Genomic DNA, 11,910 nt, shown 5'->3' on the forward strand with positions numbered 1-11,910 from the left:
CCTGTTCCATTCAGAACCGAACCCTTTTTGACAGCCTCTTTTTTATTATAAAAAGTTTGACACCTCAGGATAAGGCATCAAAGAGCTTGTAAGCATTGCTATACTTTCTTTTGCAATAAGAGTGATACTTAGAAGTATCGCTACTACTAAAATAGCAACAGAGATATTATTCTCTTTTATTTCTTTAAATTCATTTACACCGGTTGTTAACACTGAAAAAAGTAAAAATACTGATGTGTTTATAATAACTGCTATAACGAAACCGATGAGAAGGTAAAGACCAGAATAAGTAATGATTGTTCCCATATCTACAGTTTCAGACTGGGTGGTAGATAAACGAATTACATTGTTGATTGATGGTAAAACTTCACTTAAAATAATACCAATAGATAGAATAATACCAGAAGTAAAGATTGTAAATGCTAAATTATTTCCACGTAAATCTTCATTTCTGAAGAAAAACCACTTTAATATTTTATAAGAAAGAAATATAATAACAACTGAAATACATAAAGACAATATAATTTCAATTAGGGATAGTGTAAAGAGTTGTGTATTCATAATTCATTTATTTACTTGTTAGTACTATATTCCAATGAGTGACATCGTTAAATGCTTTTGAAAGCTGTCCAATTTCAAAATATTTGCCAGTGGTTTCCCATAGCACGTATCTTTTTCCGTTATGTAACTTATATAATCCTCTTGAAGGGATATTGATTCCTAAGATAGAATGACGATAAAAATTACTATTCACAATAGCAACATCGTAATTAAAATGTTTTAATATGCTATATATTATTACGGTTCTAGTGTCACAGTCTCCTTTTAATGATTGTACAAATGAAACAGGATTTTGAATTCCGTATTTAATATTACCGATACAGCAATCGGGACAATCTACTAAAACCTGTTTTATAGAATCTTCATAAGAATCGGCAGGCAAGCATTTGTTTTGAAAAACGAATGAATATGGAATATCCTGAATGCAGGAGACAACCATGTCGGCGAATTCCATCTGATTGAGGTTCTGATTCTTGTTTATTTCTGAAAAATTTTCAATAACTAGATCCAAACTTGGAGTGTCAGTTCTTTCAATATAATTATATAGATTGCCCCAAAAATTTCCGCCAGAAGGAACAGGATACCCATTTATATGATTTTTTAATCGGTCATAGTCACTTTTTCTAACGGTTAGATCACCCGAATACTTCTTCCCATAATTATCTTTCCATTTTCGATTACTTGTAAATACTTTTAAGGTGTCTTCCGTTTCAATTGTTGTACTTTCTTTTACAGCTTCTTCCTTTTTAAAACGAGCTTCTTCTTTCGAGTATAGTTCAAGATTGTTAATTAAAAATCTTCCAAACCATTGAAAAAAGAAAAGAATAATAAAAATACTGATACCCTTCCCAATTGCAGATTTTGCCGAAGGTTTGCCCAGCATTTTATTAATTAGAAGAATACTTAATAAAACAGAAATAAGCGTTGTAAATAATCCTGAAAAATTAAAAACGGTTGCTACAATTCCAAAACTTAATAAGGAAAATATAACTACAAGAAACGCCCAAAGGCACCCGTTTTTATTTTCTCTATTTTGTCGTTTCATGTGTTTATAGGTCATACTAAGACAATCTCAGCAGAGGCATGCTGTTCGCTATTAAACTTTTCATTAGGCGATTAAAAACTTTAATATGCTCGTTTCATTACTGAACCATTAAATTGCAACCCCTAATATCACTTACATCAAATCTACCTAAAATTTCGAAACTTTCATCATCATTTACTTTTCCTAAATCTTGTGTAGCGATAAATGAACAGGAATGATAGTTTGCTAGATCAATAATATTGATCCCTCCTGTAGCACTTTTTACTAGACTTAGTGCATCTTCAGTATCTCTGGTTAAAACTTTCATCCATGGAGGACATTTGTAAATTCCCTCACCCGTTGAATAGGCTTGAGAAAGTAATTCGGTCATACCATACTCACTGTAAATAGAACGTACTCCAAATCCTTTTTTTAATATAGTATGGAGCTCTTCTTTAACCATTTCTTTTCTTCTTCCTTTCATGCCACCTGTTTCCATAATAATAGTATGCTTTAATTGAAATGATTGCTTTTCAATTAAATCTAATAAAGCATAGGATACTCCAAGTAATATAGTCTGTTTGCCTATTGCTTCTAATTTGTTTAATTTTTCAATGAGCTCTTCTATATTGTTTAAATAAAATCCACTTTCAGGGTTTTCACTTTTTGCTATCAATTCATTAACCATATACACTAATGAAGAGCCTTCTCTTTCTAAATAAGAGGGAAGTAATGCAAGTATTACATATTCATTAGGGTTGCCAAAAAATTGGTTGAATGCATTTGTGAAACTTTCTTTATACAAATTAGTATTAGCAATGTAATGTTTACTTAAAACACTACCCGTAGTCCCACTACTTGAAAAAATATTTTCTGAAATATTAGAATCTGAAATAATATGACTTTTAAAAAATTGAATAGGTAAAAATGGAATATCAAAAATAGATTTAACAGATTGATGATTACAATTCAATAAGTTACAGAAATTTTGATACACAGGAATATTCTTATATTGATATTGAAATATATCAATTGCAATAGATTCAAAATCTTGAGGCGATTTTATATTAAAAATTTCATTTTCTGTTATCACAGGATAAAAATAGATAAAATAAAAAAGCTTCTGTAAAAAAACAGAAGCTTTAATAGTATAGGTTAACGATAATAATTACTTAACTATTAATTTTTTAGTTGAAGTACTGTTTTCTTGACTTATTTTAACAATATAAATTCCGCTTGATAGTTCAGAAATGTCTAATCTATCATTAAAAATTGTTGTTTTCAATACTTGATTTCCTAAAACATTGTAAATGACAACATTTTTATTGCCACTTATTTTAGATGAAATAGTTACATAATCACCAATAGATGGGTTAGGGTAAATAGAAAATAAATTTTTATTGTTTTCTTCCAAACCTAAGGATCCCTCAAAATGGACATTGTCAAAATAGAATGCTTCTGTTGCTGAATTACACCTCACTTCAATAACTAATTGAAAGGTAAGAGGTAAGTCATTAAAGGGAGGGAGTCCTACAAAGCCTTTTATCCACTGTCCTTCAATTTCTAAATCATTGATATCGTTATCTGTTGTATTTATAATGTCATGTTCTGTGCCTTCCTCTAGGTGTCTAACGTAGATACGCAATCGATCAGATCCAGCTTCATTAACTGTTCCATTACCTTCATAGCCTGTTTCAGAAATAAAAAACTGAATAGACATACTTGGTCCTGTAGAAGTGGATACAAAAGAATCAAATTCTAAAATAAAATTCCCGTCCACATCACTTACTTGGTATCCTTGTTCTCCGTCAGGAAAAGGGTTGTCGCCAGAGGGTGGAGAGGAGGTTACTCCTATTGAATCTCCATCTGTTAATCCAACTCCAGGAGTGTCATAAGGGATATAAGATGAAGTAAACCCGAGTTCACCTCCAGTAGATGTAAAGTTTACATAAGGTTCTCCAGTATTATTGATTAAATCGTGTGCCTCTGCGGGATCACCTGTATCGGTATAATCTCCGCCAATTGCTTCAGGTTCTTCAAAGCTTGTGTTTTCAATTTGTGCTACAGATATAGCACAAATAAATAACATTACTAAAAAAGTAATATTTTTCATAATAAAAGGATTTTAAGTGTGGGGAGAGATTATAAAAATACAAAATTGTATAATTTTAACTGATTAATATGTTATTAAATTATTAACAATTAATGTTCTAAGCTCATAATTGTGATTTAACCTTATCTTTATCAAAAATTAATTTAAACACTTGAATGAAGTGTAAATTGAAAAAAAATTAATGAAAAAATCCGATACAGTTATTCTTCTTGTAGATGATGAGCCAGATATTTTAGAGATAGTAAATTATAATCTTTCAAACGCAGGATATACTATTTATACAGCTGAAAATGGAGAAGTAGCTATTTCTCAAGCAAAAAAATACAAGCCTCACCTAATTATACTAGATGTGATGATGCCTGTAATGGATGGCGTTGAAACATGTGAAAAGCTCAGAAATATTCCAGAATTGTCTGAAACAATAATCACATTTTTAACCGCAAGAGGTGAAGATTATGCACAAGTTGCTGGATTTGATGCAGGAGCAGATGATTATATTACAAAACCAATAAAACCAAAAGTTTTATTAAGTAAAGTAAAAGCTTTATTAAGACGTTTTAAACTTCCACAAGATCACGGTACTGTAATAACAATTGGGGATTTAGTAATAAATAGAGAAGAGTATATTGTGGTGAAAGATGGAAAAGAATTAATCTTACCAAGAAAAGAATTTGAACTCTTATCGCTTTTAGCCTCAAAACCAGGGAAAGTGTTTAAACGACAAGATATTTTAAATTTTGTTTGGGGAAATGATGTAGTTGTAGGTGATCGAACAATCGATGTGCATATAAGAAAATTAAGAGAAAAAATTGGAGATGAAAGTTTTAAAACGGTTAAAGGAGTAGGATATAAATTTGTTTTATAGCAGGGATTGTGACTAGAATATTTAAAAAAACATATAAGTTTGCAGCATATACCTCTGGATATATAACATTATTCCTAAGCTTTTTTTCTACACTTTTTTTAGTATATACAAACAATTTCAATATTTGGATTCTACTGTTTTTTACAGTTCTTATCTATGGTTTTTCTTTCTTTATAATTCAATTTAGAGTCGAAAAATTTATTTACAAAAGAGTAAAAAAAATATATGATGATGTAAGTATTTTAGATGCTTCAAGTTTAAGTGAACAACCTATTACTACTAATATGGAAACTTTAACGAAGCAAGTTGAACGTTTCGCACAAAATAAAAAATTAGAAATTGAAGCGTTAAAAATTAGAGAAAATTATAGAAAAGAATTTATTGGAAATATTTCTCATGAATTAAAAACACCATTATTTACAGCGCAAGGTTATATTTTAACCTTACTTGACGGAGGCGCTTTAGAAGATGAAAATGTACGTGAAAAATACCTTGAAAGAGCTAACAAAGGAGTAGAACGTCTAATCTATATTGTAAAAGATTTAGATATGATTACTAAACTTGAAGTTGGAGACCTTAATTTAGATAAAGAAGATTTTGATATTATAGAACTTATAAATAATGTATTCGAGTTACTCGAGATGAAGGCTTCCAAAAGAATTATTTCTCTCACATTCGATAAAGAATATAAGTACCCGGTTTTAGTTCATGCCGATAAAGAAAGAATACAACAAGTAGTGAGTAATTTAATTGTAAACTCTATTAAATACGGGAAACAAGATGGTACAACTGAGGTTCGTATAGAAGTATTACAAAACAATAAAGTGTTAATTAGAGTTACCGATAATGGTGTTGGAATTGAGAAAAAATATATACCTCGCCTTTTCGAACGTTTTTTTAGAGTTGATAAAAGTGGGTCTAGACAAGAAGGAGGAAGTGGTTTGGGGCTTTCAATTGTAAAACATATAGTTGAAGCACATGTACAAAAAATTTATATAGAAAGTCAATTCGGAATTGGCTCAGAGTTTTCTTTTACCCTCGAACAAGCTAAATAATTCTTGATAATTTGTATTGCTCTTAATTTCTTTTAAGCCTTTGTAAAGAGCTAATTCATCTAGTTTATTTATCGTAAATTTTTCTTGTTTACAGGAAGCTACCATCCCAAGATCCTTAAGTCTTTTAGCTAAATATTCTTGCTCAAATTGACCTGGAGTTGGTATTAAAAACACATTTTTTTCTAATTTGGTGAGATCCATTATTGTTGTATAACCAGATCTTGCAATTATTACAGAACTTTCATTTATTGCTTTCTCTAATTCAAAGGTTGTCATAAAGTTTACAATTTTTATATTCTTTAAATCAAAAGTCGTTTGCTTGTTTTCAAGCACTCCTCTAACCACTAATATTTTTTGTTCAGTTCCCTTGAAAACCTTCAATAATTGAGTTTCTAATAAGGTGCGTTGAGGTTCTGGTCCAGATAAAAGTATAAGGATGTCATAGACCTTTGGGAGGTTTAATTTATTCATTCTACTTAAAATACCTATATATTTTATTCTGAAAGGAGTATTTTTTAAATGACCCATTTCACCACTTAAACTAAATGGACCTTCAACATCTGGCACCCAACATTCATTAAATTTATTCATTAATTTTTGATGAATTTTCGAACTTATAAAAGTAGTTTTTCCAGATAAAACTTTAATTTGATGGGTGATAAATACACAAGGTATATTTTTATGATACACTCCAAGCCGATTGTCACTTATGATTCCATCTATTAATTTTTGATTGACTAATTCTTTTATGCATTTTTTTTCTTCTGAGATTGCTTTCTGAATGCTAGGTAGTTTTAATAATAAATTAATTCTAAAATTCTTTCCTTTTTTTGAATATTTAATATGATAAGAGGGTAATTCAATAGTTTTTAAAGACGGAAATTCTTTCCTAAGTAATAATAAAGCGCCACCATCTGAGGCAATGATTACATTATAATTATGGACAAGTAGAGCATTTATTAATGGAATACAGCGTGTTGCATGGCCTAATCCCCAATGTAATGGAGCAACTAAGATGGTTTTTTTAGGTATCATAAAACAAAGATAATAAAACGGAAAGCCGACCAATTTCCTTAATTTCACCAAAAAATTATTTAGTGGGAAGTAAAAATAAACTAAAACGATTTAAAGAGAACGAAATTTTCTCTAATGTTGTTCAACCAACAAGAGATGAGGCGTTTAATAATTCGCTGAATTTAAAGGGTAATTGGAACAAAACTTTTTTTAAAAATGAGAACCCTATAGTTTTAGAATTAGGATGTGGTAAAGGAGAGTATTCTGTTAATTTAGCTCAAATGTATCCTGAAAAGAATTTTTTAGGAATAGACATTAAAGGTGCTCGATTTTGGAGAGGAGCAAAAACGGCATTAGAAGAAAACCTAAATAACGTTGGTTTTTTAAGAACACAAATTGAATTAGTGGATTGTTTTTTTGAAGAAAATGAAGTGGATGAAATTTGGATAACTTTTCCAGATCCACAAATAAAATACAAACGAACTAAACACAGATTGACAAATTTAGAGTTCTTAGATAAGTATAAGAAAATTTTGAAACCCAATGGAGTCGTTCACTTAAAAACAGATAGTGAGTTCATGCACGGTTATACATTAGGATTGTTACAAGGGTTAAATTTGACTATAGAATATGCTCATCATGATGTATATGGTAATGAATATACTCCAAAAGAAGTCACTCAAATTCAAACTTTTTATGAAAAGCAGTATCTAGAAAAGAATAAGAAGATAACTTATTTAAGGTTTAGCTTTACTTCTTTATAAAAATAGTACCTTCACTCTGGAATATTTTTTTTAAATGTCTCTATTATTAAATTTTATTATTGGTATTGTAGCTGCAATCGTAGGGGTTATACCCCCAGGTTTCCTTAACCTAGCTGCAGCTAAAATTAGCATGTCTGAAGGTAGGAAGAGAGGATTACTTTTTTCATTAGGTGTTTCTACGACTGTTTTTATTCAAACCTATATCGCTTTACTTTTTGCGCGTTATTTAGATAACCATCCCGATATTGTAGATATGTTACAAAAGGTGGCCTTGGGTATATTTTTATGCATCACCATTTATTTTTTCTTTATCGCAAAAGACATTCGAAAAGAAAACTCAAGACAAACACCTAAATCTAAAACAAATAGATTCTTTTCCGGAATGTTTCTCTCTGTTTTAAATTTACTACCTCTTCCTTATTGGGTTTATATTAGTATCACTTTCTCAACTTTTGGTTGGTTTAAATTTTCACAACCCGAATTACTGTTAACCGTTTTAGCTTCAGCAATGGGGACCTTTCTAGTCTTTGCAAGCTATGTTTGGTTTTTTAGACCTAAAGAAAGTCCTAAGCTTTTAAAGTTAAATATGAATTATATCATAGGGACTATTACCGCTGTGATTTCAATCATTACTTTTTTTAAAATATTAAAAAACATGTAATGGCAAAGTCTGAAGGGTTTTTTGAACAAGTCTATCAAGTAGCTAAGAAGATACCCTGTGGACGAGTTACATCCTATGGAGCAATTGCGAAGTATTTAGGCACTCCTAATAGCTCTAGAATGGTTGGTTGGGCAATGAATGCATCTCATAATGATTCTGAGGTACCAGCACATCGAGTGGTAAATAGAGTTGGGTTATTAAGTGGGAAGCATCATTTTGAAGGCACTAATTTAATGCAGCAATTATTAGAGAGTGAAGGGGTTGAAGTTATTGAGAATAAAATTCAAGATTTTGAAACTTTGTTTTGGAATCCTATACAAGAGTTAATTAGATGATATAAAAAAAGCCCCGTAAATAACGGGGCTTTTTTTATATCAAATAGTTTAATGTTTAATAGAAATCAGATCTATTGTCTTCAATTTCCGCAGCTTTCTTTAAAGCTTCGTATATACTTGTATTTATTGAAGGAGTCTCTTTTGCAAAAGAGCTATAGTCTTGTAACTCGGGAGCTTTATTTACAGCTAAAACACGCACCATAAACACCCCAGATTTACCATCTATTAATTGAGTGTATTCTCCAGCATCTTTACCAAATGAAGCACCAACAACTTTAGCCTCTGTACCTGCACCAGCAATTGTTGGACTAGCCATTGTTAAGGCGGTAGCAGTTTTTACAGTAACGTTTTGGTTCGTTGCAATTTCATTCATTACAGTTGAATTAATAGACTCACGAATTAATTTAGCTTTCTTTTCGTTTCTTAATAAAGGAAGTATTCTAGCAGAAGCTTCGGCAACACTCATTAAAGCTTTACCATTTCTTCTAGTAACCTGTGCAATAATATAACCGTCAGCAATACTAAATCTTTTTACATCACCTACGTTAACATCTTCTTGAAATGCCCAATTAACTATACTTCTATTATTACCTATACCAGGAATATTAGCATCTAATTCTCCAATTTTGTTAACAGGACGAACATCAACACTTTTTTCAGTAGCTAAAGCTGCAAAATCACCTTTAGCAGCTTCTAATTCAAATTTTGTTGCATTAGAAAAGACATCGTTAAGTGTTTTTTCCGAAGCCAAAATAGCTTTTGAAACTGTTGCTATTTTTATAACTTCTTGAAAATTCTTTTGACCTTCAACTTCAATAATATGAAAACCAAAATCTGTTTTAACAACACCTAAGTCTCCTTTTTTCATTTCAAAACAGAAATCTCTAAATCCAGGTACCATTGCATTGTAATTAAACCAGTCATAACTTCCACCGTTTGGAACACTGTTTGTATCTGCTGAAAATGTTTCAACTAAAGAAGAAAACTTTGAAAGGTCATTTTTTAATACACTACGAATACTGTCTGCAGTTACCTTTGCTTGAGCTTCAGTTTGAGTTACATCTGGATTTGAGCTAGAAGCACCTAAAAATGGAATTAATATATGCCTAGCCTTTACAGAATCTGGTAATTGTTTTTTCCCGATAAGTTTTGTTAAGTTATATGAATTATCCACTTTAAAGGGTCCATAAACTGAATTAATTGCTAAAGATGGAACGGTATCTTTTATAGCAGCAGGTAATTCAGATTTAAAAAACCATTTGTCTAAAAATGGTTGATCTGAATTTGCATTAACAAAGTCTTGATTGTCGGTTGCGTTTTTAAAACCAGGTAAAGTATCATTAGTTTTAGTAACCGCATTATATTCAATTTTACTTTCTAATAGAGATTCGATTGAAATTTTGGCATCTTCAATATCTGTTTGTGAAGGTTTTTCAGAAAAAGCAACATATTGAATATCTGCTTGCGGATCTATTTCAAACTCTGAAGCATGACTTTTAACATATTGTTCAATTTCAGCATCCGAAATCGTAACATCTTCATCTGCTATTTTAGAATAAGGAATTTGAATATATTCAATATTGATTTTATCATTTTCGAAACGGTATTCTTGTTCTCCTTCTACTAGGGTAGTACTTAAACCTCCTTTTACAAGATTAAAATAGCTGGTTTCTAATACATTTGCTGCAATATTCTCTTCGAAATCTAACCATTGTTGGTATTCAACACCATTTCGAGATATTATATCTGCAATGTATTCTTGCATTTTACCTTCATCAAATAAACCTGCTTCATTTTGGAAGGTTGGATTATTGGCTAAAGCAGTACGTAACGAATTACTTATTTGCTCTTTTTCAGCAGTAAGACCTAATGCTTCATATTGTTCATTAAGTAGTATGCGACGTAATTCACGTTCCCAAACAACATTCATTGCTTGAGTTGTAGAACTACCTCCGCCTAAATTACGTTGGGCAGCTTCAACTTGTTTCATGAAACCTTCCCGAGGAATATCTGTCCCGTTAATGGTTGCTATATTTGTTTCTCCTTTAGGAGAACTCGTACCTTTATTAATTACTCCATCAAGAACAAAAGCGAATAGTGCTAATGCTATAATAATGATAAGGAATACACCTCTTTTTCTAATACTGTTTAATATTGCCATCTTTCATTCTAATTTATAGGGGGCGAAAATACCATTTTCCAAGCTTTATAAAAAACTTAGATTGAAAAATGTGAGAAAATTTTAGAATTTAATCTTTACTGCTACTTTTTATTTCAACAAGCTCAATTTTTGTGGTAGAAACTTCAAGTATTTTAAAGTTATAGTCCTCAATATCAATTGTTTTATCTTTATCTGGAATATCTTCGGTATAATAAACAATCATTCCTCCCAAAGTTTCATAATTTTCGTTTTCGGGTAAATTTAACTTATAGGTTTCGTTTATATAATCAACATCCAATCGAGCAGAGAAAATAAAATGGTCTTTATTAATAATTGTTTCGGTATGATCAAGTAAATCATGTTCATCTTCAATTTCACCAAATAATTCTTCTATAATATCTTCTACAGTTAAAATTCCAGAGGTTCCGCCATATTCATCTATAACTACAGCAATACTTTTACTCTTTTTTGTTAGTACATTAAGTACGTCTTTTACTAACATGGTTTCTGGTACGAAAACAACAGGAATAAGGATAGATTTTAGAGATTTAGGTTTTTTAAATAATTCGAATGAATGTATGTAACCTAAAATATTATCGATATTATCTTTATAAACTAAAATTTTTGAAAGTCCGGTTTCTATAAAAAGAGATTGTAATTGTTTTGGGCTAGCATAAATATCGACTGCAACTACTTCAGTTCGGGGAACCATAACTTCTCTTGATTTTACTTCTGAAAAATCGAGTGCATTTTGAAAGATTTGTATTTCACTATCTATATCATCTGTCGTTTCAATAGAATTCATTTGTTCAGAAATATAATTTCCTAACTCTAGTTTACTAAAGCTTAGCTGAACACTATCACCTTCAGTTTTAAAAATTAGTTTCAGAATTTTATCAGAGATCCAAATAACAAATTCAGAAATTACAGAAAAGATGATATAAAAAAAATAGGCAGGTACTGCAAGAATTTTCAAAAGGCTATTCGCATAAATTTGAAAAAATACTTTTGGTAAAAACTCAGCAGTTAGCAATATAATAACCGTCGAAATAATAGTTTGTACTAATAATGCTATAAAACCTTCAAGAGCTATAAATTGCACTAATAAATCACCCATATAGAGCCCATAGATAACTAAGGCAATATTATTCCCCACTAGCATGGTAGCTATAAATTTTGAAGGACGATGTGTTAGTTTATTTAACACCTTTGCTAAAAACCCACTTTGTTGTTTTTCTATAGCAATATGTACTTTATTGGAGGACACAAAGGCAATTTCCATTCCCGAGAAAAAGGCGGAAAGAATTAACATCGTTATAATAATGATTATATGATATTCCATATAGTATTGCCTAAA

General features: G+C 30.5%; 12 protein-coding genes. 5 read left to right on the plus strand and 7 right to left on the minus strand.

Annotated features, from left to right (window positions below; all coding sequences use genetic code 11):
• Positions 1-45 precede the first annotated feature (45 nt).
• The 4 genes from ABXT64_RS06820 to ABXT64_RS06835 all read right to left on the minus strand — a co-directional run bounded on the left by ABXT64_RS06820 (position 46) and on the right by ABXT64_RS06835 (position 3,698).
• Positions 46-561, minus strand: a complete 516-nt coding sequence (locus ABXT64_RS06820; RefSeq protein WP_443632186.1) for a DUF350 domain-containing protein — start codon at positions 559-561, stop codon at positions 46-48.
• Between the two features lie 7 nt (positions 562-568).
• Positions 569-1,606 (minus strand): hypothetical protein, encoded by a 1,038-nt coding sequence (locus ABXT64_RS06825; protein ID WP_443632187.1) that lies wholly within the window; start codon positions 1,604-1,606, stop codon positions 569-571.
• 97 nt (positions 1,607-1,703) lie between these two features.
• Positions 1,704-2,678 carry an acyl transferase gene (locus ABXT64_RS06830; protein WP_443632188.1) on the minus strand — a complete coding sequence of 325 codons (975 nt, stop codon included), beginning with the start codon at positions 2,676-2,678 and terminating at the stop codon, positions 1,704-1,706.
• Between the two features lie 75 nt (positions 2,679-2,753).
• Entirely contained in the window at positions 2,754-3,698 is a 945-nt protein-coding gene (locus tag ABXT64_RS06835; RefSeq protein ID WP_443632189.1) for a T9SS type A sorting domain-containing protein, read from the minus strand.
• 181 nt (positions 3,699-3,879) lie between these two features.
• On the opposite strand from ABXT64_RS06835, the gene ABXT64_RS06840 reads away from it, so the two are divergent.
• Both ABXT64_RS06840 and ABXT64_RS06845 read left to right on the plus strand, forming a co-directional pair.
• Complete coding sequence (locus tag ABXT64_RS06840) at positions 3,880-4,563, plus strand: response regulator transcription factor (RefSeq protein ID WP_443632190.1); 684 nt, start codon at positions 3,880-3,882, stop codon at positions 4,561-4,563.
• Between the two features lie 8 nt (positions 4,564-4,571).
• Positions 4,572-5,618, plus strand: coding sequence for a sensor histidine kinase (locus ABXT64_RS06845; protein ID WP_443632191.1), 1,047 nt, complete (start codon positions 4,572-4,574; stop codon positions 5,616-5,618).
• Here the strand turns inward: ABXT64_RS06845 and ABXT64_RS06850 are convergent.
• Entirely contained in the window at positions 5,583-6,653 is a 1,071-nt protein-coding gene (locus tag ABXT64_RS06850; RefSeq protein ID WP_443632192.1) for a glycosyltransferase, read from the minus strand. The two genes, ABXT64_RS06845 and ABXT64_RS06850, sit on opposite strands and share 36 nt — an antisense overlap.
• Positions 6,654-6,715: 62 nt before the next feature.
• Between ABXT64_RS06850 and trmB the strand changes: the two genes are divergently transcribed.
• Genes trmB through ABXT64_RS06865 form a run of 3 tightly spaced genes read left to right on the plus strand, consistent with a single transcriptional unit; the run spans position 6,716 to position 8,392 of the window.
• A complete protein-coding gene (trmB, locus tag ABXT64_RS06855) occupies positions 6,716-7,396 on the plus strand; it encodes a tRNA (guanosine(46)-N7)-methyltransferase TrmB (protein WP_443632193.1) in 681 nt (226 codons plus the stop codon).
• Positions 7,397-7,430: 34 nt separating this feature from the next.
• On the plus strand, positions 7,431-8,057 hold the full coding sequence (locus tag ABXT64_RS06860) for a LysE family translocator (RefSeq protein WP_443632194.1): 627 nt from the start codon (positions 7,431-7,433) through the stop codon (positions 8,055-8,057).
• Positions 8,057-8,392 carry an MGMT family protein gene (locus ABXT64_RS06865; protein ID WP_443632195.1) on the plus strand — a complete coding sequence of 112 codons (336 nt, stop codon included), beginning with the start codon at positions 8,057-8,059 and terminating at the stop codon, positions 8,390-8,392. The genes ABXT64_RS06860 and ABXT64_RS06865 overlap by 1 nt, the downstream gene beginning before the upstream one ends.
• Before the next feature lie 55 nt (positions 8,393-8,447).
• Here the strand turns inward: ABXT64_RS06865 and ABXT64_RS06870 are convergent, their stop codons facing one another.
• Complete coding sequence (locus ABXT64_RS06870; RefSeq protein ID WP_443632196.1) at positions 8,448-10,553, minus strand: peptidylprolyl isomerase; 2,106 nt, start codon at positions 10,551-10,553, stop codon at positions 8,448-8,450.
• A gap of 88 nt (positions 10,554-10,641) precedes the next feature.
• A complete protein-coding gene (locus ABXT64_RS06875) occupies positions 10,642-11,895 on the minus strand; it encodes a hemolysin family protein (RefSeq protein ID WP_443632197.1) in 1,254 nt (417 codons plus the stop codon).
• Positions 11,896-11,910 lie beyond the last annotated feature (15 nt).

This window comes from Candidatus Marifrigoribacter sp. Uisw_064 (assembly GCF_047730175.1).
In the GTDB taxonomy this organism is placed as follows: Bacteria; Bacteroidota; Bacteroidia; order Flavobacteriales; family Flavobacteriaceae; genus Marifrigoribacter.